Origin of the sequence: Streptomyces sp. NPDC001663, assembly GCF_042893105.1 — a bacterium.
GTDB lineage: Bacteria > Actinomycetota > Actinomycetes > Streptomycetales > Streptomycetaceae > Streptomyces.
On sequence record NZ_JBIAUR010000039.1, the window covers coordinates 14,153 to 34,574 of the forward strand.

A 20,422-nucleotide genomic window follows, 5' to 3' on the forward strand; every position below is an offset into this window, starting at 1 on the left:
GTCCGCGGCTTCGATGGAGTGCGCTCCCGAACCGGTGGTGCAGCCGGCTCCACCATCGCTGCGACGACGTCCCGCTCGTGCTCCGGGATGACGGTGACGGGCCCTCTACTGCGTTCTCAGTAGGCCCGATTGTCGGCAGCCGCACGACGACCGGACGGCTCCGTCCCGGGAGTCTGGGCAGGTACCCGAGATCGGATGGGGGACCCCCGTTTCCATGGCAACTTTCCTGTGCCGGCTGGGCCGACTGGCCTTCCGGCGGCGCCTGCTGTTCGTCCTGTTGTGGGTGGTGGTGCTCGGCGCCGTCGGCGCCGGTGCCGCCACCGCGCCCGCCGCCGAGGACAAGACCGACTCCATGCCCGGCATCGAGTCGCAGAAGGCGTTCGACCTGCTGGAGCAGCGCTTCCCCGGCACCACCGCCAACGGCGCGAGCTCCCGCGTCGTGTTCGTCGCGCCCGGCGGACTGAAGGTCACCGCGGCCGCCAACCGGACCGTGATCGAGAAGTTCGTGAAGGAGGCGGCCGACGGCTCCCAGGTTTCCGGCGCCGTCGATCCCTTCCAGGCCCGGGCGGTGAGCAAGGACGGCTCGACCGCGTACTCGACGGTCTCCTTCAACGGCAAGGCCGACGACCTCACCAGCGCGAGCAAGAAGCACCTCGAGACCGCCATCGACCGGGCCCGGGACTCGGGGCTGACCGTCGAGGTCGGCGGCACGGCCCTGGCCACCAAGCCGGCCGCGGGCGGCGCGGCCGAGGCGATCGGCATCGGGATCGCCGCCGTGGTGCTGCTGCTGACCTTCGGCTCGCTGGCCGCGGCCGGGCTGCCGCTGCTGACCGCGGTGGTCGGCATCGGCATCAGCATGGCCTCGATCCTCGCCCTGGCGAGCGCCTTCGGGCTGTCGTCGACCACGGGCACGCTGGCCACGATGCTGGGCCTCGCGGTGGGCATCGACTACGCCATGTTCGTCGTCTCCCGCTACCGCGAGGAACGCGCCAAGGGCCGCGCACCACAGGAGGCGGCCGGCCTCGCCGCCGGGACCGCGGGCTCGGCGGTCGTCTTCGCCGGGCTCACCGTGGTCATCGCACTGGCCGGCCTGTCGGTGGTGGGCATCCCGATGCTCACCAAGATGGGCCTCGCCGCGGCCGGCGCGGTCGTCGTCGCCGTCCTGATCTCACTGACACTCGTGCCGGCCCTGCTCGGCTGGTGGCCCAACGCCGTCCTCGCGCGCTCCGCCCGCAGAAGCGGCCGTATCAAGGAGGCGGGCGAGAACAACGGCGGAAGCCGCTGGGCCCGGTTCGTGCTGCGCCGCCCGGCCGCCGTACTGCTGCTGAGCGTCGTGGGCCTGGGCGCGCTCGCCGTACCGGTGATGGATCTGCAGCTGGGCATGCCGGGCGACGAGGTCAAGTCCACGTCGACCACCGAACGACGCGCCTACGACGCCCTCGCCAAGGGCTTCGGCCCCGGCTTCAACGGGCCGCTGACGATCGTCGTGGACGCCAAGGGGGCCACCGACCCCAAGGGCGCCGTGACGACGATCTCCGAGAAGATCGCCGGTGAGAAGGGCGTCGTCTCCGTCTCGCCGGCCCGGTTCAACGCGACCGGGGACACCGCGGTGTTCGCCGCCACCCCCGCCACCGGCCCCAGCGACAAGAAGACCCAGGACCTGGTGGGCGCCATCCGCGACGACCGCCCCGCCATCGACTCCTCGACCGGGGCGACCTTCGAGGTCACCGGCACGACCGCGCTGAACATCGACATCTCCGAGAAGACGCAGTCCGCGCTGATCCCCTACCTCGCGGTCGTGGTCGGCCTCGCCTTCGTCCTGCTGCTGGTGGTCTTCCGGTCCGTCCTGGTCCCCCTCAAGGCCGCCCTGGGCTTCCTGCTGTCCGTCCTCGCCGCGCTCGGCTCGGTCGTCGCGGTCTTCCAGTGGGGCTACGGCGCAGGGCTGCTGGGAGTGGAGGAGACCGGTCCGATCATGAACCTGATGCCGATCTTCCTGGTGGGCATCGTGTTCGGCCTCGCCATGGACTACGAGGTCTTCCTCGTCGCCCGGATCCGAGAGGCGTACGTCCACGGGGACCCGCCCGGCCAGGCCGTCACCACCGGCTTCCGGCACAGCGCTCGCGTCGTCGTGGCCGCCGCCGCGATCATGATCGCGGTGTTCTCGGGCTTCATCGGCGCCGGCGAGTCGATGATCAAGATGATCGGGTTCGGCCTGGCCGCGGCCGTCCTGCTGGACGCGTTCGTCGTCCGCATGGCGTTCGTGCCGGCCGTGCTCGCCCTGCTCGGCAAGGCGGCCTGGTGGCTGCCGCGGTGGCTGGACCGTGCGCTGCCCGTCGTCGACGTCGAGGGCGAGGCGCTCACCCGCACGGACCCGGCCAACCCGGCCCCCCTCGAGCCCGCCGTACGGGAGTCCGCCCGCATCTGACCTGTTCCTCTTGCCCCGAGAGGGTCGCCCGTGTCGCCGGACGCGGGCGACCCTCGCCCGTCGTTCCCGGCGGGCATCGCCCACCATGGCTTCCAGGACCCGACCGGAGAGACGCGATGAGCATCCCTTGGCAGCGATACGCGGACGATCACGTCCGCACCGTCGACACCATGACGTCCGCGCTGCTGTTCGCCGCGTTCCTCTTCGGCAGCGAGATCAGCGTGCCCGGCACCGACCGGCCGGAGTCGGTGGGCCTGACCATCCTCCTGGCGGCCGTCTCCTGCGGTGCCCTGTTCTGGCAGCGCAGCCACCCCCGCACCGTCGTCACGGTGACCGCCCTCGGCGCTGCGGCCACCGCCGCGCTCGGCCATCTGCTCACGCCGCTGGTGCTGGCGCCGGTCATGCTCGCGCTCTTCCGGCTGGCCATCTCCACCGACCGCTCCACCACCCGGATCTTCTTCCTCGCCACCCTCGCGGCGGTGGTGACCCCGGCCTTCCTCGTCGACCCCAACGACCACCCCTGGCCCCTGAAGACCCTCGGCCCCGCCGCCTGGCTGCTGCTGCCGGTCGCCACCGGCACCACGGTCCGGATACGGGGGGCGTATCTGGAGGCCGTCCAGGCCCGCGCCGAGTACGCCGAGCGCAGCCGGGAGGAGGAGGCACGCCACCGCGTCGCGGAGGAGCGCATGCGCATCGCCCGCGAACTGCACGACGTCGTCGCCCACCATCTGGCCCTGGCCAACGCCCAGGCGGGCACGGCCGCGCATCTGGCGCGCACGCATCCCGAGCAGGTCCAGAAGATCCTCACCGACCTCGCCGGTACGACCTCCTCGGCGCTGCGCGAGATGAAGGCCACCGTGGGTCTGCTGCGCCAGCGGGACGACCCCGACGCTCCCCTGGCCCCGACCCCGGGTCTCGGCCAACTCGCCGAGCTGACGGACGCGTTCAAGTCGACGGGCCTGACCGTCCAGGTGATCACGGAGGGAGCGTCCCGGCCGCTGACACCCGGCGTGGACCTGACGGCCTACCGCATCGTGCAGGAGGCGCTGACCAACGTCACCAAGCACGCCGCGGCCGAGGCGGCGCACGTACACCTCCACTACGGCGACGACCAGCTGACCATCACCGTCACCGACGACGGCACCTCCACCACCCCCACGGTCCCCGCCCCGGGCCACGGCTTCGGTCTGATAGGCATGCGGGAGCGTGCCAGGTCCGTCGGCGGCGCCCTCCAGGCCGGCCACCGGCTGGAGGGCGGCTACGAGGTCACCACCCGACTGCCCCTGTACCCCACCGCCCCCTGACCCACCGTGAGACGACAGGAACGGACACCATGACCATCCGCGTGCTGCTCGCCGACGACCAGGCCCTGCTGCGGGCCACGTTCCGGATCCTGATCGACTCCTGCGACGACATGGAGGTGGTCGGCGAGGCCACCGACGGCGGCGAGGCCGTAGTGCTTGCGCGGGTGCACCGCCCCGACCTCGTCCTGATGGACATCCGCATGCCTGGCACCGACGGCCTGGCCGCCACGTCCGAGATCTGCGCCGATCCCGAGCTCGCGGGCACGCGCGTGCTCATCCTCACCACGTTCGAGATCGACGAGTACGTCGCCCAGGCGCTGCGGGCCGGCGCGAGCGGATTCCTCGGCAAGGACGTGACCGCCGACGCGCTCCTGGACGGCATCCGGACCGTCGCAGCCGGCGAGTCGCTGCTCTCCCCGCTCGCCACGCGCGCGCTGATCACGCGTTTCCTCACCGCGCCCGCGCAGGGCGCACGGCTGGCGGCGGCCGAGGACCTGGCCGCGCTCACCGCGCGCGAGCGGGAGGTGATGGCCTGGGTGGCCGAGGGTCACTCCAACGAGGAGATCGCCGAGAAGCTCTTCGTCAGCCCGCTGACGGTACGCACCCACGTCCACCGCGCGATGACGAAGCTGGGCGCCCGCGACCGCGCCCAACTCGTCGTCATCGCCTACCAGTCGGGCCTTGTGCGGGCTCCGGCGCCAGGGGAACGCTGAGCCGTCGGCCCGCGGAGGGCCGACCGGGCCCGGGAGTAGTCCGCAGCAGCGCCGTTCAGGGGAAACAGGCGGGCGGGGCGAGTGGCGGCGGACGGCACCGTCGACAACTCACCTCGTGACCCTCCCCCTCATCCCGCCCATGCTCGCCACGGCCGGCAGCCTGCCACCGGCCTCGCAGGACGCCCGCTGGGCCTACGAGACCAAGCAGGACGGCCAGCGCGTGGTGGCCTACCTCGAAGGCGACGGCAGTGTGCTGCTGCGCGCCCGTTCCGGGGAGGACATCACCGCTGCCTATCCCGAGCTGCAGCCGCTGGGCACGGCGCTCGGGACGACCCCCGCGGTGCTGGACGGGGAGGTGCTGGCGCTGGACGAACAGGGCCGCGCCGACTTCCAGTTGCTGCAGTCCCGCATGGGGCTGGCGCATTCGCCCGACAAAGCGGCACGCCAGGCGGCGAAGGTAGCCGTCCACCTCGTCCTGTTCGACGTGATGCACCTGGCGGGCCAGGACCTCCTCGCACACGCCTACGCCCGACGGCGCGGGATGCTGGAACAGCTCGGTCTGGACGGCCCCTTCTGGTCCACCCCGGCAGCGCTCGTCGGAAACGGCGAGCACGCCCTGCAGGCCACCCGCGAGCACGGTCTGGAAGGCCTGGTCTGCAAACGGCTGGACTCGGCGTACAAGCCCGGAGTGCGGTCCCGGGCCTGGATCAAGATCCGCAACATGCACAGCGAGGACGTCCTCGTGGGCGGCTGGGTGCCCGGCAAGGGGCGGCTGTCGGGACTGCCCGGCGCCGTCCTGGTCGGGCAGCGGGCCGCGGGGCGCCTGCGCTACGTCGGCAACGTGGGCACCGGCTGGAGCGAGGCGGAGCGGACCCAACTCGCCGCGCTGCTGCAGGCGGCCGCGACCGATGTGTGCCCCTTCGACCCCGCCCCGCAGGTCACGGCCGCGCACTGGGTCGTGCCCCGGCTGGTCGGCGAGGTCCGCTACAGCACCCGCACCCGGGCCGGACTGCTGCGCCAGCCGTCCTGGCTGCGACTGCGGCCGGACCTGGCGCCGGAGGACGCGTCGGCCGACCTGCCACCCGACCTGACCTGACGCCCCGTCACAATCCGAAACATTGGGCTGCACTTCACGCCTGATACGCCTGCGACGTCTTGGCCCGGAAGTGAAAACCCGGGATGCTGAACTCCCTTGCCCCCCACAGCCGTTGGGCTGCGCCCGGACCAAGAGGAGGACGCAGTGTCGTCACCCGTGTTCAAGACACACCGCAGGAGATGGCTGACCGGTCTCGCCGGCGCCGCCGCCCTCGTCGTCACCTTCCCCACCGCCGCCTTCGCCGCCCCGCCGCAGGCGTTGCCCACCTCTGCCGAGTCCGCCGAGTTCACGTACCAGCCGGCGTTCGACTACGACACCGACGGCTGCTACTCCACCCCGGCCATCGGCCCCGACGGCACGATCAACGGCGGCCTGAAGCCGACCGGTGCCCTCAACGGGCAGTGCCACGACGCCTCCGACCTCGACAACACCAACAGCTACTCGCGCTACAAGTGCAACAACGGCTGGTGCGCGTACCTGTACGGCCTGTACTTCGAGAAGGACCAGGCCGTGGCGGGCAGCAGCATCGGCGGGCACCGCCACGACTGGGAGCACGTGGTGATCTGGGTGCAGGACAACCAGATCAAGTACGTCTCGACGTCCAACCACGGCTCGTTCACCGTGCACGCGGCCTCGGACGTCCGCTTCGAGGGCAGCCACGCGAAGATCGTCTACCACAAGGACGGCATCAGCACGCACTGCTTCCGGCTGGCCAACTCGAACGACGAGCCGCCGGAGAACGACAAGCACACCTGGCAGTACCCTCCGCTGGTCGGCTGGAACGGCTACCCGGCCGGGTTGCGCGACAAACTGAGCGCGTACGACTTCGGCAGCGCCAACTTCGGCCTGAAGGACAGCAATTTCGCCTCGCACCTCTCGTCCGCGAAGCCGTCCGGCATCGCGTTCGACCCCAACGCCTGATCCCCGCGGGCGGCTCCCCTTGCAGAGGTCCACGGCCGCGGTGGGAGCCGCCCGTCTCACGGTGAACCTCGTCCTCGGGGTCTAGGACCCGCGCCCCGTCCGCTTACGTCCCGCGCCCGATCCGCCGTCACCGGCGCCTGCCTAGCGTCGTGGCATGGATACGAGCGACACGAGCGGGCAGCTCGAAGAAGCCCTGGAACGCGTACACACATCCGGCCCGGAACGGGACGGCTGGCTGTCCAACCACGCCCCCATGGTCGTGGAGGCGCTCTCCGCGCACGGGCAGGCGGGTGCGGTGCACCGCTGGCTGGACCTCTACCGGGACAAGCTGGAGGACTTCCCCGACCGCGTGGCCCCGGTCACGGACGACAACTGGCTCGAGGCGCTGGGGGATCCGCGCCGGATCGCGGACTGGACCTACCACTTCTCCCACACTCTCGAAGAGCGCCCTTGGAGGAGCGTCCTCGCGGAGTGGTGGCCTCGGCTGCTGCCCGGCCTGTACGGCGGCGCCACCCACACGGTCATCCGCGTCGGCCACGCCGTACGTGCCCTCGAAGCCGACGAGAACGCGCCCCGGCGCACCGAACTGGCGCACGCGCTCGGCTACTGGGCGGCCCGGCACCAGCCCGTGACCCGCCTCGTCGCGCTGCCCGGCGCGCCGACCGCCGAGGCGGCCCTGGCGGCCGTACCCGCGATCGAGCCGGGCCATCTGGGCTTTCGGAACCGTCTGGCCGCCGTACGACAACTGCCCGTCTGGGCGGACGACGTCACCGACCCGGACACGGCCAAGGAACGGCTCACCGAACTCGTCCGCGCCGCGACCCACCGCTACGCCACCCACGGCCACGCCGAGCCGACCATGCTCGTCCACGCGGCGACGGCCCCCAACGCCGTGCTGCGCACGCTGCATTCACTGCCCCGCGACCAGTGGGCGCCGAGCCTGCACGCGGCCTGGAGGGCCTCCGCCGCGGTGACGGCGATGTACGGTCCGGTGGAACCGGTCGCCTATGTGCCCCCCGCGCGTCTGTCGGCCGACGGCGTCATGGAGAAGGCCCTCGCCCACGGCGACGAGCACGTCATCAAGTTCACCGACACGGCCCTGGACATCGGCGACGACCGGGCCCTCGCGGCGGCGCAGCGCGCGATCGAACTCAGCGTGCCACTCGCCTAGTCGGCGCTCACCAGGGCGTCTCCGCGGGCAGGTCTGCGAACGCGGCTTGACGTGAGTCGTCAAGCCGCGTTCACAACCTCTTTCCGTGGCTGGAGACGAGGGGAACGGGCAACCCTGGCGGGCGGTTGGCCCGGTGACGTGAGTGTGACTTCCCTGCGGAAAGTGTCGTCCATGTCTCACCGGCCCTCTCCGGCGTCACACTCCGAGCCGTCTCGGCCCTCTTGTCGGCAGTAACCGACTTGAAGAGGGGAAACCCAGTGAACATCGTCATCTTCGGGGCGAACGGAGCGACCGGGCGGCTGGCCGCCGAACAGGCGAGTGCCGAAGGGCACACGGTCACCGCGGTCACGCGCCATCCCGAGACGTTTCCGGTAAGTGGTCCGCGGTTGCGGGTGATTGGGGCGGATGTGCTCGATTCCGCCGCGGTCGAACGAGCGGTGGCCGGGCAGGACGCCGTGATCTCGGCGCTCGGCGTCCCCTACGGCCGAAGCCCCGTCACCGTGTATTCCGTCGGCATCAGTCACATCACGCAGGCCATGACCAGGCACGGCGTCCGGCGCGTCGTCGGCGTGACCTCGACCGTGCTCTTCGGGACGGCGGCGCCCGGCGAGGGCTTTCTGTTCCGAAAGGTGCTGGAGCCGTCCGTCGTACGTTTCATGGGGCGCACCGTGTACGACGACATGCGACGCATGGAGGAGATCGTCCGCGAGACCGATCTCGACTGGACGGTCATTCGCCCCGGCGGCCTGTTCGACAGGAACGCGGTCAGCGACTACCAGGTCGGTAGGGAGCGCCTCCCCGGCCGGTACACCGCGCGGGCCGACCTCGCGCACGAGTTGCTGCGGCAGGCCGTCGACGACCGGCATGTGCGCGCCTTCATCGACATACGCACCACGCAGGACACCCCGAGCTTCCTCGACCTCATACGCAACGAGGCGTTCAGCGGCAAGGGCGAGAAGAACGGGAGCACGAAGGGGCGCGTTCGTGGCTGACGACCGGTTCATCCTGCTGGCGCCGGGTGGCCGCCCGGTGCGTGTGGTGGGCAGCGCCGCCAGCAGACGCGCCGGATTCACGGCAGCAGGAAGGCCCGCGTCATCGAGAAGCTGGTCCAGTACCTGAGCCTCGCCCGCATGAAGGGCAGATGAGTACGCGTGTATGCGTCGGCGCGCGTCCAGTCCGGCCGCCCGCCGAGGGAGATGACAAGTTCTCGAGGAGGATGTTCGTAAGACGGCAGAACATCTACATCAAGTGCCCGGCCTCGCTGCCCGGCGTGCCCACCTGCTGACGCTCGGACGTCCCGGGCCCCGCTGGGGCCGTCGGGGGTGGATCTCCGGCGGCCCCAGCGAGCTGGGGCGGTGGTTTCCGGGCGGCGACGGTTTCGCGGAGGCGGCGTTGTGCGGCGGTCGGGGCGCCCGCGGTCAGGAGGGCCTCGGTGAGTGCGCCCGTGAACGGGCGAGATTCAGGCCTACCTTGTGGTAGGAGGCTTGACGCGGCGAGCGCGCCTGACGACTGCTCTTCCAGCAGCCGGGATCGCCACGAGGCCGATCCGGTATGGGTGCAAGATGTTCCGAGCCGCGTTGTGGTCGGCATTGCCTGCCCATCCGCAGTCCGAGTTCTTGCAAACGAACACGGCCTGTGACTCCCGGTTGCCGGCATGGTGAGGCCACAGGCCGAGCAGCGCTGGGAGGTGCCGGCAGCGGGGACCGTCCGCAACCGCACCTCCAGGTCACCAAACAGTGGCGCCGCAGATTGCGCTTGCAGCCAGTTCAGTCGACGCCCGGCATGGACGGGGTCCCGGGCGGCATGTTGAACGGTGTGACCACCTGGATCGCCGAGGGCAGGGCGGGGCCGTCGTCGGGGAGTGCTTTGTGGGCGCGCATGACGATCTGGCAGGCGCGGCGCATGTCCTGGCGCAGGTCGTGGTGGAGGACCGCGGACAGGCGGCGCTCGCGCAGCAGGCGGGTGTTGTCGTGGTCAAGGTCGTGGGCGATGAACACCGCGCACTCCCGTCCGAGCGCATCAAAGGCGTCGAGGGTGGCGAGGTTGCCTCCACCCACGGAATAGACGGCGACGATGTCCTCGTCACGCTTGAGCGCTTCGAGAACGAGGTCACGCTGGCTGGCGTCCAGGCCGTCGCTGTCGGTGACCTCCACCAGGGATCGCTTCGGGTCTGCGAGGCGCATCGCGCTGCGGAAGCCCATCTCGCGTTCCTCCTCACCGCGGAAGGAGCCTCGGCTGATGGTGGTGAGGACGTTGCCGGGCCGGTTGCCGAGCCATTGTCCGAGCAGGTAGGCGGCGGTGGCGCCGGCCGCGCGGTTGTCGATGCCGACGTACGCCACGCGCGAGCTGTGCGGCAGGTCGGTCACCAGGGTGACGACAGGGATGCCGGCCGCGATCAGCCGGCCGACGGCGGCACCGACCTCCGGCACGTCGGGAGCCTTGAGGATCACACCCTGCGAACCACGCTTGGCGATCTTGTCCAGGGTCCCGATCAGTTCCTCGGGCGGGCAGGTCTCCCGGAAGTGGAAGCGCGAGCGAACGATGGCGGGATGGAGGGACGGCAGTTCGGCCTCGAGCGCCTCGCGTACGGCGGTGGAGAACCGTTCCGGAGTCTGCATCACGATGTCGATCATGAAGGTGCGGCCCCCGATGCGGACCTGGGCCTGCTGGCGGTCGAGGTCCTTGATGGCTTCCTGCACCTCCCTGATGGTGCTCTCTGTCACGTTGCCTCGCTGATTGAGTACGCGGTCGACCGTGGCCGTGCTCAGTCCTGCCTGACGGGCGATTTCCCTGATCGGGTAGGGGTGCCTCATGACTGATCCCAAGAGCTTCTGATGGACTTTTGATGTATTAGCAAGCATTGAATGATGGGTTCGGGTTCTCAAGACTGGCAGAAATGCACGGACTGCGAAAGGACCTGGATGTCTCCCACAGCCCCGGGAGCGCGGACTTGGCTGACCGAGGCGGACTGCGATCTCGCAGCGTTCCGCTCACTCGTGGAGCAGCGCACCGACGCCGCGGACCACCCCTCGGCCGAGCGGATCGAACAGAACGTTCCGCTGTACGACAGCGAGCGGCTCCGGACTCTGACGGCCACCCCGGAGGGCCGTCAGAGCGTGCAGGACGAGTTCGTCAGGACGCTGCTGGACGGGCCTGGCATCGTCGTCCTGAAGCGTGCCTTCGCCGACGCTGCCGTGGTCGACGGCATGTCCCAGGCGTTCCGCACCCTGATCGACGAGGAACGGGGCACCGGCGGGGCCCGCGGCGACCACTTCGCCCGGCCCGGTGCCAACGACCGGGTCTGGAACGCCCTGGACAAGGTGGCCGTGCGGGCGCCGGAGGTATTCGCCGACTACTACGCCAACGACATGATCGCGCTGATCTCCGAGGCCTGGCTGGGCCCCGCCTACCAGGTGACCTCGCAGGTCAACGTGGTCAACCCGGGCGGGGCCGCGCAAAACGTGCACCGCGACTACCACCTCGGCTTCCTCAGCCGGCAGCAGGCCGCCGCCTATCCGGCGCACGTCCACCGCCTGTCGCCCGTGCTGACGCTGCAGGGCGCGGTGGCCCACTGCGACATGCCCGTCGAGTCGGGCCCGACGCTCTACCTGCCGCACTCGCAGAAGTTCGAGCCCGGCTATCTCGCCTGGCGACTGCCGCAGTTCGTCGAGTACTTCGACGCTCACCACGTCCAACTCCCCCAGGAGAAGGGCGACGCGGCCTTCTTCAACCCGGCGCTCTTCCACGCCGCCGGGTACAACCGCACCACCGGCATCCGCCGCATGGCCAACCTGCTGCAGATCTCCTCCGCCTTCGGCCGCGCCATGGAGTCGGTGGACCGCGAGGCGATGGCCAACGCGCTCTTCCCGGTGATGCTGCGCCGCAAGGCCGAGGGCGTCCCGGAGGACTGGCTGCGCCGCGTGATCGCCGTCACCGCCGAGGGCTACCCCTTCCCCACCAACCTCGACCTCGATCCCCCGGTCGACGGTCTCGCCCCGCCCTCCCAGGCGGACACCGTCTGGCAGGCCGTCACCGAGGGCTGGACCCCCGGGCGCCTGCGCGAGGAACTGCAGGCGGCCGCCAAGCGCCGCCAGAGCTGAAGGGAACACGGACTCATGGGACTGCTTGAGGACAAGGTCGTCCTCGTCAACGGCGGCAGCCAGGGCGTCGGCGCGGGCATCGTGCGAGCGGCCGTGCGGGAGGGCGCGAGCGTCGTCTTCACCGGCCGCCGGGCCGAGGTCGGCGAGAAGCTGGCCGCGGACACGGGTGCGCACTTCGTGTGCGCGGACCTCGCCGATCCGGCTGAGGCGCGCGACAGCGCCGTACATGCCGTGGACGCTCGCGGGCGCATCGACTGCCTGGTCAACGCCGCGGGGCTGACGTCGCGCGGCTCGCTCCTCGACACCACTCCGGAGCTGTTCGACCAGCACATGGCGATCAATCTGAGGGCGCCGTTCTTCGCGATGCAGGCGGTGGTGGCCGACATGGTCACCCGCAAGGCGCCCGGCACCATCGTCAACATCATCTCCAACTGTGCCCACGGCGGGCCGCCGCACCTGGCGGCGTACTCAACTGCCAAGGCCGGACTGGCCGGTCTGACCCGCAACGCCGCCCACGCCCACCGCTGGGACCGCATCCGGATCAACGGCCTCAACATCGGCTGGACGGACACCGAGGGCGAGGACGCCACACAGCGCGCCTTCCACGGAGCGGGCGACGACTGGCGGGAGAAGGCCGCCGCAGCACAGCCGATGGGCAAGCTGGGGCAGGTCGACGAGATCGCCGACTTCGTCGTCTTCCTGCTGTCCGATCGCAGCGGGGTGGTGACCGGCTCGGTCATCGACTGGGACCAGATCGTCTTCGGCGGCCAGGACTGAGCCGCTCTTTTCAGGTGAAGGAAAGAAGAGTCGCATGCGCATAGGAATTATGGGACTGGGCCGTATCGGCGCATTCCACGCGGAGACCCTCGCGGGGCTGGACGTGGTGGACTCCCTGGTGGTCACCGACCCGGTGGCCGCGGCCGCCGCCTCGGCCGCCGAGAGATTCGGGGCCACCGCGGTGGGCTCCCCCGAGGCCGTATTCGCCGCCGGCGTCGACGGCGTCGTCATCGCCGCCGCGACCGACGCACACCCCGAACTCATCCTCGCCGCCGTCAAGGCGGGCGTCCCGGTCTTCTGCGAGAAGCCCGTGGCTCGCGGCGTCGAGGAGAGCCTGGAGGTGCTGCGTGCGGTGGAGGGCAGGGGCGTCGAGGTGCACATCGGCTACAACAGGCGCTTCGACGCCGGGTGTGTGGCCGCGCGCCGGGCCGTGGTGAGCGGCGAGCTCGGCGACCTGCACACGATCCGGTCGACCACCCTCGACCCCGCTCCGCCGCCGCCCGCGTACGTGGCCGTCTCCGGCGGCATCTTCCGGGACTGCAGCGTGCACGACTTCGACATCGTGCGCTGGGTGACGGGTCGCGAGGTGGCGGAGGTGTACGCGACCGGCGGCAACCGGGGAGCGGACTACATCCGTGAGGCGGGCGACGTCGACACGGCGTCCGCCCTGCTCACCCTGGACGACGGCGCCATCGCGGTCATCTCCAACTCCCGCCACAACGCACGCGGTTACGACGTACGCCTCGAACTGCACGGGATGAAGGACAGCATCGCGGTCGGCCTGGAGGACAAGCTGCCGCTCCGCTCCGTCGAACCGGGCGCCGTCTTCCCGGGCGGCACGCCGCACCACTTCTTCATGGACCGCTTCACCACCGCCTACCGCGCCGAACTCACCGCCTTCACCGAGGTCGTCGCGGGCACCAGGCCCTCCCCCTGCACGGTGGCCGACGCCATCGAGGCGAGCTGGATCGCCGAGGCGTGCACCCTCTCGCTCCGTGAGCACCGGCCCGTACGGCTCGACGAGGTGCGCAAGGCATGACGAACGAACCCCTGCGGATCGGCGTGCTGGGTGCCGCCCGGATCGCCGAACTCTCGATCGTCGGCCCCTCCCGTGCCGGCGGCCACCGCCTCGTCGCGGTGGCCGCCCGCAACCGGGACCGAGCCGAAGCCTTCGCCGCCACCCACAGCGTCGAACGTGTCGCCGACTCGTACGCCGAACTGATCGCCGACCCCGAGATCGACGTCGTGTACAACCCGTTGGCCAACAGCCTGCACGGGCCGTGGAACCTGGCCGCCCTCCAGGCCGGCAAGCACGTCCTCACCGAGAAGCCGTCCGCGAGCAACGCGGAGGAGGCGGCCGAGGTCCACGAGGCCGTGGCCAAAGCAGGCACCGTCTTCATGGAGGGCTTCCACTACCTGTTCCACCCGGTCACCCGACGCCTGCACGAACTGCTGGACAGCGGCGAGCTGGGCGACCTCCGGCATGCCGAAGCGATGGTCGCCATGCCCGCGCCGCCGGACAGCGACGTGCGCTGGTCGCTGCCGCTGGCGGGCGGCGCGCTGATGGACCTGGGCTGCTACAGCCTGCACGCGCTCCGGATGCTCGCCCCCTGGGCCGGCGGCGCGCCCCGGTTGGTCACCGCGCGCGGCGGAGAGAAAGCCGGGGCCGCGGGCGTCGACGAGTGGTTGTACGCCGATCTCGAGTTCCCGGGCGGGGTCACCGGTACCGCCAACTGCCACATGGCGTACGACAGGTGGCAGATGAGCTGCCGCGTCGTGGGCACCCGCGGCGAGGCCACGGCGATGAACTTCGTCCAGCCACACCTGGACGACCGCGTGGTGGTGCGCACGGCCGCCGGCGAGCGCACCGAACAACTCGGCCGCCGGTCTTCGTACACCTTCCAGCTGGAGGCCTTCGCGGCCCACCTGCGGGATGATGCGCCACTGGTTCTCGACGCGGACGACGCGTTGACCGCCATGCGTCTCCTCGACGAGTGCTACCAGGCGGCCGGCTTCCCGGTCCGGCCGCGGACGGTGCTTCCGGCCACCGGCTGAGGAGCAACAGACAGGGAGAGGGCGGTACCGGTCCGGAACCGCGCTCTCCCACTGTGCGTGCCGCCTATTGATAGAAGGCGGGTCGCTCGATCAGCTCGACCTCGACGCGTCGCCCCTCCCGCTGGGACAGCACGCCCGCCTCGCACACCGCCGCGGCCGCGTAGCCGTCCCAGACGCTCGGCCCGGTGGTCTCGCCGCGCCGGGTGGCGGCCACCCAGGCCTGAACCTCGCGGTCGTAGGCGTCCTCGAAACGCTCGAGGTAGTCCGGTGTGACACGGCCACCCCATCGACCGCCGGCGGTCAGCCGCGGCCCGTGCTCGTCGTCCATCCGTACGATGCCGCGTTCGCAGACCACTTCGGCCTGCACTTGGTAGCCATGGCCGCAGTGCCCGAAGATCTCAACATCGACGAGGGCACCCAACTCGGTTTCGAAGAGCACGAATTGAGGGTCGTTCATGCCGACCGGGGCATACGACGTCGAGGCCGGCTTGTGCACGGTGACAGCCGTGATCTCCTGATCGAGGAGCCAGCGGGTCACATCCATCTCGTGCACCACCGAGTCGTTGATGAGCATCTCGTTGGTGAACCACGACGGCATGGCCGGGTTGCGGTGCCGGTGGTGCAGCATCAGTGCCCTGCCCAACTCCCCACTGCCGAGGAGCCGCTTGAGCTTCATGTACTCGGCGTCGTACCGCCGCATGAAGCCCACCTGAATACGCCGGTGTCCGAGTTTCTGTTCTGCCTCCAGGACACGCAGAGCGGAGGCCGCGTCGGGGGTGAGCGGCTTCTCGCACAGCACTGGCAGGTCCCGGTCGAGGGCATCGAGCAGGGCCTCCTCGTGGGCGGGCCCCGGGGAGGCGATGAGGACGGCGTCCACGTCCTGCGCCGCCATGGCTGCCGCAGGTTCGGTGTACGCCGTGCAGCCCTCGATCGCGTCCGCGAGCGTCTTGGCGCGCTCCGTCTCGATGTCGACGACGGCGGTCACGCGAGCCCCGCTGACGAGATGATGAAGTCGGCGCACATGGTCCGCGCCCATCTTGCCTGTGCCGACGACGGCAACGCCGAGTGCTCGCTCAGATGGCATGTTCTGAAGTCTCCGTGAGTGGTGAGGTCAGTTGACCTGAGGCGCGCCGAGCTGAAGTTCGTTCTCTTCGGGGAGTTCTTCGACGTCGACGCCGCGGACCTGGGACAACTCGTGCTTGAGGGCGGCGAGTTCGGCGCCGCCGGCCATGTGGTTGGTCAGCTCCTCGAGGCTGATCTGGTCACGCGAGGCGGACAGTTCCATGGTGCCCAGGCGCAGCACGCTGAAGTGGTCGCCGACCATGTAGGCGTGGTGCGGGTTGTGGGTGATGAAGATGACCCCCAAGCCGCGGTCGCGGGCGGCGGCGATGTACTTCAGGACCACGCCGGACTGCTTCACGCCGAGTGCGGCGGTCGGCTCGTCCAGGATGAGGACGCGAGCGCCGAAGTAGACGGCACGGGCGATCGCCACGCACTGGCGCTGGCCACCGGACAGGGTGCCGATGGGTTGCTCGAGGTCGTCGAGGACGATGCCCATCTCGCGCAGCTCGTGGTCGGCGGTCTTCTTCATCCGCTCGATGTCGAGGCGGCGGATCGGCCAGGGGCCCTTGGTCATCTCGGAGCCGAGGAAGAAGTTGCGCCACACCGGCATCAGCGGGACGGTGGCCAGGTCCTGGTAGACGGTGGCGATGCCCTTGTCGAGCGCGTCGCGCGGGGTGGTGAAGCGTACGGGGGCGTTGTCGACGAGGAACTCGCCCTCGGTGTGCTGGTGCAACCCCGAAATGATCTTGATCAGGGTGGACTTGCCGGCGCCGTTGTCGCCCAGCACACAGGTGACCTGGCTCGGGCGGACCTGGAGGCTCACCCCGTGCAGGGCACGAATGTTGCCGTACGCCTTGCCCGCGCCGCGCAGTTCGACGGTGGCGCTGTCGTTGTCCGCGGTATTGTCCGCGAGGATTGCGCCGTGGGTGCCGATTCCGTTGGTGGATGTCATGGGGTCACCTCCGGGTCGCCGACTGGCGGACCCACAGATTGATGAGCACGGCGCCGAGCAGCATCACGCCGAGGAAGGCCTTGAACCAGTCCGGGTTCCAGCCGGCGAACACGATGCCCTGGTTGACCATGCCGAACATGAAGGCGCCGAAGACCGGGCCGATCGCGGAGCCGTAGCCACCGGTGAGGAGACAGCCGCCGATGACGGCCGCGGCGATGTAGATCAGCTCCTGGCCGACGCCCTCGCCCGACTGCACGGTGTTGAAGGTGAAGAGCTGGTGCATGCCGACGAACCAGGCGCCGACGCCGACCAGCATGAACAGCGAGATCTTGGTGAACGTGACGGGCACACCGACGGCGCGGGCGCTGTCCTTGTTGCCGCCGACGGAGAAGATCCAGTTGCCGTACTTGGTGCGCAACAGCACCCACGTCGCCAGTGCCGCGAAGGCCAGCCAGTAGAAGACGGTGATCTTCACCTGGACGCCGCCGATGTCGAACGAGGAGGCGAAGATCTTCTGCGCCTGGTCGAAGCCGTCCATGTCACTGATGTCGTCCGTGGCGACGTTCCCGGTGACCAGCTTGGTCACCGCCAGGTTCACACCTTGCAGGATCAGGAAGGTACCCAAGGTGACGAGGAAGCTGGGCAGTCCGGTCTTGACGACCATCCAGCCGTTGAAGAAGCCGATCGCCAGCGACACCAGCAGGGCCACGAGCACACCGACCCACACGTTCATGCTCAGTTGATAGGCGAGCATGCTCGCGGTGAGGGCCGAGGTGATGACGGCGACGCCGGACGACAGGTCGAACTCGCCACCGATCATCAGCAGGGCGACGGGCAGCGTCATGATGCCGATGGTCGACGACTGGTACAGGACGGTGGCCATCGAACTGCCGTCGCGCACCGGCGGGGCGGCGATCAGGAAGAACACGTACACCGCAGCGGCGCCGAGGAAGACACCCACCTCCGGTCGCGCCAGCAATCGGAAGGCCAGCGGCCGTTCAGATGTGCGGCCGTCCTTTTCACGGGCCGGCGGGGCCGACGACGGGGAGCCCGTCGCCGGAGTTGTGGTCTGGGTCATGGTCATCACCGGGTGCCCTTCGCGGCGAATGCGGCGACCTTGTCGATGTTGGACTTGTCGACGATGGCCGGGCCGGTCAGCACGGCCTGCTCACCGCCGCCGCTGTAGTTGCCGTTGTTCTTGTAGAGCCACAGGGAGTCGACCGACAGGTAGCCCTGCAGGAATGGTTGCTGGTCGATGGCCCACTGGATCTTGTCGGACTGGATGGCGGAGACAAGGTCCTTGTTGAGGTCGAACGTGGCGAGCTTGGCCTTGCTGCCCGACTCGGACACCGACTGTGCAGCGGTGAGTGCGATCGGGGCGGCGAGGGTCGCCACGAAGTCGATGGACGAGTCCTGCTTGAGCTTGGCGGTGATCGTCGACTTCACGGACGGCATGTCGGTGCCGTTGACATAGAGGATGTCGGTCTTGCCGGAGAACGTTTTCTTCAGTCCGCCACACCGCTGAGTGAGGCCGATGTTTCCCTGCTCCTGGACGACACAGACCGTGTGCTTGGCGCCGACCTCGTTGAGCTTCTTGCCGAACGCCTCACCGGCCACCGTCTCGTCCTGCCCGAAGAACTCCAGCAGGCCCAGCTTCTTCCAGTCGCTCACACCGGAGTTGAAACCGACGACGGGTACGTCGGCTTGCCCGGCCTTGGCGACGACGCTCTTGAGCGCGTCGGGCTTGGCGAGGGTGACATCGATCCCGTCGACCTTCTGGTCGATCGCGTTCTGCACCAGGTTGGCCTGGTTGCCGGCGTTCGGGTCGGAGGAGTAGACGAGCTTGACGTCGTCCTTGGCGGCGGCGGCCTGGGCACCCTTGCGGACGGTGTCCCAGAAGGTGTCACCGGGCGCCGCGTGCGTGATCATCGCGACCGTCATACGGGGAGTGGAGGCCTTGCCGGCCGAGATGCCGTTCCCGGCTTCGTCGGCCTTCTTGCCACCGGAGCTGCTGGAGCATCCGGCGACAAGCAGGGCGGCCGCCGCCGCGGCATCGACGGGGATGGTTCTCCGGGAACGGGCGTGGGGCATTGCCGTGGTCTGGGTGATGATGGTCACCGGGTTCCCTTCGCGGCGTACTGGGCGATCTTCTCGACGTTGGACTTGTCGACGAAAGCCGGCCCGGTCAGCACCGGCGAGCTGCTGCCGCCGCTGAAGTTGCCGTTCGTCTTGTACAGCCACAGGGAGTCGACCGACAGGTAGCCCTGCAGGAAGGGTTGCTGGTCGATGGCCCACTGGATCTTGCCGGACTGGATGGCGCCGACCGCGTCCTTGTTGAGGTCGAACGTGGCGAGCTTGGCCTTGCTGCCGGCGTCGGCGATGGACTGGATCGCGGTCATCGCGAACGGGGCGCCGAGGGTGGTCACGTAGTCGATGGAGCTGTCCGTCTTGAGCTTGGCGGTGATCGTCGACTTCACGGACGGCATGTCGGTGCCGTTGACGTAGAGGATGTCGGTCTTGCCGCTGAAGGTCTTCTTCACGCCGGCACAGCGGGCCTCCAGGGCGACCTGCCCCTGCTCCATGATCACGCAGACTGTGTGCTTGGCGCCGGCCTGGTTGAGCCTGCGGCCGAAGGCCTCGCCGGCGATGGTCTCGTCCTGGCCGAAGTACTCCAGCAGACCCTGCTTCTTCCAGTCGTCGACGCCGCTGTTGAAGCCCACCACGGGGATACCGGCCTGTTCGGCCTTGGCAACCGCACCCTTTACGGCGTCCGGCTTGGCGAGGGTGACCGCGATGCCGTCGACCTTCTGGTCGATCGCGTTCTGCACCAGGTTGGCCTGGTTGGGCCCGTTGGGGTCGCTGGAGTAGATGAGTTTCACGTTGTCCTTGGCCGCGGCGGCCTGGGCACCCTTGCGGATCGTGTCCCAGAAGGTGTCACCGGGCGCCGCGTGCGTGATCATCGCGACCGTCATACGGGGAGTGGAGGCCTTGCCGGCCGAGATGCCGTTCCCGGCTTCGTCGGCCTTCTTGCCACCTGAACTGCTCGAGCATCCGGCGACAAGCAGGGCGGCCGCCGCTGCTGCGGCAACGACGGGGATGGTTCTGCGGGAACGGGTGTGGGACGAACGGTCCATCTTTCCGGCACCTCACTGTGCGGCAGGGGGATGGGAGAGGCGGCTGACCGAGCGAACGCTCCGGATCACATGCCGTTAACACGGCCGTTGCCTATGACGAGATGGAACCGTCATGCCACCCCGAGGTCAACGTTTGTAAAGACATCATTTGTCCATCAGAGCAAGATGTCAGAACAATTCCTTGACGTTGGTTACGCGTGACCTCTACACCTGAATTGGCCAGGCGCCTCCCCGTAATACGTCTGCCGCATACAGGAAAACCTCCGATCAACGATCTCTCGGCTGCAATAACCACGGATCGAACGGAGGTCGACGTTTATCCGTCGCAGCCCAATGTGTCCCTCCCCTGGAAAGGGCCGCACGCCGTCCATGCCGCGGTCGACACGGCAGCGGGTCGCCGCGACCCCGACCGCCCGAAGGAGGCTCACCCCGTGACACCTGAGCGCCCTCGACCCGCCACCCGGTGGTTGGCACGACTTCGACACCGGCACTCTCAACTCCTGGGACGACCAGCCGGTCAACCCCCACCTGCCCCTCCGCACCGAACTCGACAGCCGCCGCGACCGAGTCCGAGTCCGGCCGCCCGAAAGGAAACCCGCGCCCGATGAAGAACCTTCACCACTGGATCGGCGGCAAGACCGCCGAGGGCACGTCGGGTAACTACGGCCCGGTCACCGACCCGGCGACCGGCGCCGTGACGACGAAGGTCGCG

At 69.4% G+C, this 20,422-nt stretch carries 17 protein-coding genes and 1 pseudogene; 11 read left to right on the forward strand and 7 right to left on the reverse strand.

What is annotated here, in order from left to right:
- The first annotated feature begins 214 nt into the window (after nt 1–214).
- From ACFY1L_RS54955 to ACFY1L_RS54985, 7 genes are all read left to right on the forward strand, one after another.
- A complete protein-coding gene (locus ACFY1L_RS54955) occupies nt 215–2,425 on the forward strand; it encodes an MMPL family transporter (RefSeq protein WP_388843114.1) in 2,211 nt (736 codons plus the stop codon).
- Nucleotides 2,426–2,541: 116 nt separating this feature from the next.
- Nucleotides 2,542–3,729, forward strand: coding sequence for a sensor histidine kinase (locus ACFY1L_RS54960; RefSeq protein WP_388843115.1), 1,188 nt, complete (start codon nt 2,542–2,544; stop codon nt 3,727–3,729).
- A gap of 29 nt (nt 3,730–3,758) precedes the next feature.
- Nucleotides 3,759–4,442 (forward strand): response regulator, encoded by a 684-nt coding sequence (locus tag ACFY1L_RS54965; RefSeq protein WP_388843116.1) that lies wholly within the window; start codon nt 3,759–3,761, stop codon nt 4,440–4,442.
- Between the two features lie 115 nt (nt 4,443–4,557).
- Nucleotides 4,558–5,538, forward strand: a complete 981-nt coding sequence (ligD, locus tag ACFY1L_RS54970) for a non-homologous end-joining DNA ligase (RefSeq protein WP_388843117.1) — start codon at nt 4,558–4,560, stop codon at nt 5,536–5,538.
- A gap of 144 nt (nt 5,539–5,682) precedes the next feature.
- Complete coding sequence (locus ACFY1L_RS54975) at nt 5,683–6,459, forward strand: NPP1 family protein (RefSeq protein ID WP_388843118.1); 777 nt, start codon at nt 5,683–5,685, stop codon at nt 6,457–6,459.
- Between the two features lie 154 nt (nt 6,460–6,613).
- Nucleotides 6,614–7,630 carry a questin oxidase family protein gene (locus ACFY1L_RS54980; RefSeq protein ID WP_388843119.1) on the forward strand — a complete coding sequence of 339 codons (1,017 nt, stop codon included), beginning with the start codon at nt 6,614–6,616 and terminating at the stop codon, nt 7,628–7,630.
- A gap of 257 nt (nt 7,631–7,887) precedes the next feature.
- A complete protein-coding gene (locus ACFY1L_RS54985; protein WP_388843120.1) occupies nt 7,888–8,622 on the forward strand; it encodes an NAD(P)-dependent oxidoreductase in 735 nt (244 codons plus the stop codon).
- 473 nt (nt 8,623–9,095) lie between these two features.
- Here the strand turns inward: ACFY1L_RS54985 and ACFY1L_RS54990 are convergent.
- Nucleotides 9,096–9,343: pseudogene (locus ACFY1L_RS54990) on the reverse strand (zinc ribbon domain-containing protein); the annotation flags it as partial.
- Nucleotides 9,344–9,396: 53 nt separating this feature from the next.
- On the reverse strand, nt 9,397–10,443 hold the full coding sequence (locus ACFY1L_RS54995; RefSeq protein WP_388843121.1) for a LacI family DNA-binding transcriptional regulator: 1,047 nt from the start codon (nt 10,441–10,443) through the stop codon (nt 9,397–9,399).
- 108 nt (nt 10,444–10,551) lie between these two features.
- Here ACFY1L_RS54995 and ACFY1L_RS55000 point away from each other — a divergent pair, with 108 nt between their 5' ends.
- The 4 genes from ACFY1L_RS55000 to ACFY1L_RS55015 are packed head-to-tail and all read left to right on the forward strand — an operon-like array spanning nt 10,552 to nt 14,562.
- Nucleotides 10,552–11,730 carry a phytanoyl-CoA dioxygenase family protein gene (locus ACFY1L_RS55000; RefSeq protein ID WP_388843122.1) on the forward strand — a complete coding sequence of 393 codons (1,179 nt, stop codon included), beginning with the start codon at nt 10,552–10,554 and terminating at the stop codon, nt 11,728–11,730.
- A gap of 15 nt (nt 11,731–11,745) precedes the next feature.
- Nucleotides 11,746–12,507 carry an SDR family oxidoreductase gene (locus ACFY1L_RS55005; protein ID WP_388843123.1) on the forward strand — a complete coding sequence of 254 codons (762 nt, stop codon included), beginning with the start codon at nt 11,746–11,748 and terminating at the stop codon, nt 12,505–12,507.
- Between the two features lie 34 nt (nt 12,508–12,541).
- On the forward strand, nt 12,542–13,546 hold the full coding sequence (locus ACFY1L_RS55010; RefSeq protein WP_388843124.1) for a Gfo/Idh/MocA family oxidoreductase: 1,005 nt from the start codon (nt 12,542–12,544) through the stop codon (nt 13,544–13,546).
- The gene (locus ACFY1L_RS55015; RefSeq protein WP_388843125.1) at nt 13,543–14,562 is read left to right on the forward strand and encodes a Gfo/Idh/MocA family protein; all 1,020 of its coding nucleotides are present in this window, start codon (nt 13,543–13,545) and stop codon (nt 14,560–14,562) included. The genes ACFY1L_RS55010 and ACFY1L_RS55015 overlap by 4 nt, the downstream gene beginning before the upstream one ends.
- Before the next feature lie 64 nt (nt 14,563–14,626).
- On the opposite strand, the gene ACFY1L_RS55020 is transcribed toward ACFY1L_RS55015, so the two are convergent.
- From ACFY1L_RS55020 to ACFY1L_RS55040, 5 genes are read right to left on the reverse strand one after another with little or no spacing between them, the layout of a single operon-like run.
- Nucleotides 14,627–15,646: a Gfo/Idh/MocA family protein gene (locus ACFY1L_RS55020; protein WP_388843126.1), complete on the reverse strand. Its 1,020-nt coding sequence runs from the start codon at nt 15,644–15,646 to the stop codon at nt 14,627–14,629.
- 27 nt (nt 15,647–15,673) lie between these two features.
- Nucleotides 15,674–16,576, reverse strand: coding sequence for an ATP-binding cassette domain-containing protein (locus ACFY1L_RS55025; protein WP_388843127.1), 903 nt, complete (start codon nt 16,574–16,576; stop codon nt 15,674–15,676).
- Between the two features lie 4 nt (nt 16,577–16,580).
- Entirely contained in the window at nt 16,581–17,660 is a 1,080-nt protein-coding gene (locus ACFY1L_RS55030; RefSeq protein WP_388843128.1) for an ABC transporter permease, read from the reverse strand.
- Complete coding sequence (locus ACFY1L_RS55035) at nt 17,660–18,667, reverse strand: substrate-binding domain-containing protein (protein ID WP_388843131.1); 1,008 nt, start codon at nt 18,665–18,667, stop codon at nt 17,660–17,662. Before ACFY1L_RS55035 ends, ACFY1L_RS55030 begins: the two co-directional genes overlap by 1 nt.
- A gap of 23 nt (nt 18,668–18,690) precedes the next feature.
- Nucleotides 18,691–19,710, reverse strand: a complete 1,020-nt coding sequence (locus ACFY1L_RS55040; RefSeq protein WP_388843129.1) for a sugar ABC transporter substrate-binding protein — start codon at nt 19,708–19,710, stop codon at nt 18,691–18,693.
- Between the last annotated feature and the right edge of the window lie 712 nt (nt 19,711–20,422).